Raw genomic sequence first — 1,767 nt, 5'->3', positions numbered from 1 at the left:
CTCGTGAACGGCTCGTTCTACGCGATGCTGTCGCTGGGACTGGCGGTCATCTTCGGCCTGCTCAACGTGATCAATTTTGCGCACGGCGCCTTGTACATGCTCGGCGCGTTCGCGGCATGGGTAGGCCTGACCTATTTCAACATCAATTACTGGGCGATGCTGATCCTGGCGCCGCTCATCGTCGGCGCATTCGGCATCGTGATCGAAAAGACCATGCTGCGCTGGCTCTACAAGCTGGACCATCTGTACGGTCTGCTGCTGACCTTCGGCATCACGCTGATGGTGGAAGGCATCTTCCGTTCGATCTACGGCGTCTCCGGCCAGCCTTATTCGGTGCCTGACGCACTGCAGGGCGCGACCAACCTCGGTTTCATGGTCTTGCCGAATTACCGCGCCTGGGTCGTGCTGGCGTCGGTGGTGGTGTGTTTCTCGACCTGGTTCGTGATCGAAAAGACCCGTCTGGGCGCTTACCTGCGCGCCGGCACCGAGAACCCGAAACTGGTGGAAGCCTTCGGCATCAACGTGCCGCTGATGGTCACCCTGACCTACGGCTTCGGCGTGGCGCTGGCGGCATTCGCCGGCGTGCTGGCGGCGCCGGTGATCCAGGTGTCGCCGCTGATGGGCTCGAACCTGATCATCGTGGTGTTCGCGGTGGTGGTGATCGGCGGCATGGGGTCCATCCTCGGCTCCATCGTCACCGGCCTGGGCCTGGGCGTGATCGAAGGCCTGACGCGGGTGTTCTATCCCGAGATTTCCGCGACCGTGGTGTTTATCATCATGGCCATCGTACTGATGATTCGTCCTGCCGGCCTGTTCGGCAAGGAAAAGTGAGATGCGTGAGATGCATATGACGAACAAGAAAATCGCCTACGGAATTTTCCTGCTGGCTGCGCTGGCGGCGCCATTCGGTTTCTACCCGGTGTTCCTGATGAAGATCCTGTGCTTCGCCCTGTTTGCGAGCGCCTTCAACCTGCTGATCGGATACACCGGCCTGCTGTCGTTCGGTCATGCAGCCTTCTTCGGCTGGTCCGGTTACGTCGCCGGACATGCGATCAAGGTATGGGGCCTGCCGACTGAAGCCGGCCTGGTGCTGGGCACGGTGGTCGGCGCGTTGGTCGGCCTGGTGATGGGGCTGCTGGCGATCCGTCGCCAGGGCATCTACTTCACCATGGTGACGCTGGCGTTGGCGCAGATGCTGTACTTCGTCTGCCTGCAGGCGCCGTTCACGGGCGGCGAAGACGGCCTGCAAGGCATCCCGCGCGGGACCTTGTTCGGCTTCATCGATCTCGGCAGCGACCTGACCTTGTATTACCTGGTGCTGGCGCTGGCGGCATTCGGCTTCGCGCTGATCGTGCGCACCATCCACTCGCCGTTCGGCCAGGTGCTCAAGGCGATCAAGGAAAACGAACCGCGCGCCATCTCGCTGGGCTACGACGTCGACCGCTACAAGCTGCTGGCCTTCGTGCTGTCGGCAGCGCTGACCGGTCTTGCCGGTTCGACCAAGGCGCTGATACTGGGCTTCGAAACCCTGACCGACGTGCACTGGAGCATGTCCGGCCTGGTGGTGCTGATGACGCTGGTTGGCGGCCTGGGCACGATCGTCGGTCCTATCGTCGGCGCGGTGATCATCATCATGCTGGAAAACAAGCTGGGCGACATCGGCAACTGGCTGGCTAGCGTGACGCATATCGAGTGGTTCAACACGCTGGGCGACTCGGTCACCATCGTGACGGGCTTCATCTTCATCGTCTGCGTGCTGGCGTTCCG

Annotated in this window: 2 protein-coding genes; both read left to right on the top strand. The window is 62.0% G+C overall.

Going from position 1 to position 1,767, the window contains the following annotated elements; translation table 11 throughout:
• Positions 1 to 831, top strand: an 831-nt coding sequence (locus DXT88_RS23315; protein WP_265216246.1) for a branched-chain amino acid ABC transporter permease, incomplete at its 5' end; no start/stop codon positions are given.
• A 16-nt stretch (positions 832 to 847) separates the two neighbouring features.
• Positions 848 to 1,767 (top strand): branched-chain amino acid ABC transporter permease (locus DXT88_RS23310; RefSeq protein ID WP_265216245.1); only part of this gene is annotated, 920 nt, incomplete at its 3' end.

It is taken from the genome of Herbaspirillum lusitanum, assembly GCF_026127345.1.
Lineage (GTDB): Bacteria > Pseudomonadota > Gammaproteobacteria > Burkholderiales > Burkholderiaceae_D > Herbaspirillum > Herbaspirillum lusitanum.
The sequence above is the reverse complement of the archived record's forward strand: the minus strand, read 5'-3'. Positions and strand labels throughout refer to the sequence as shown.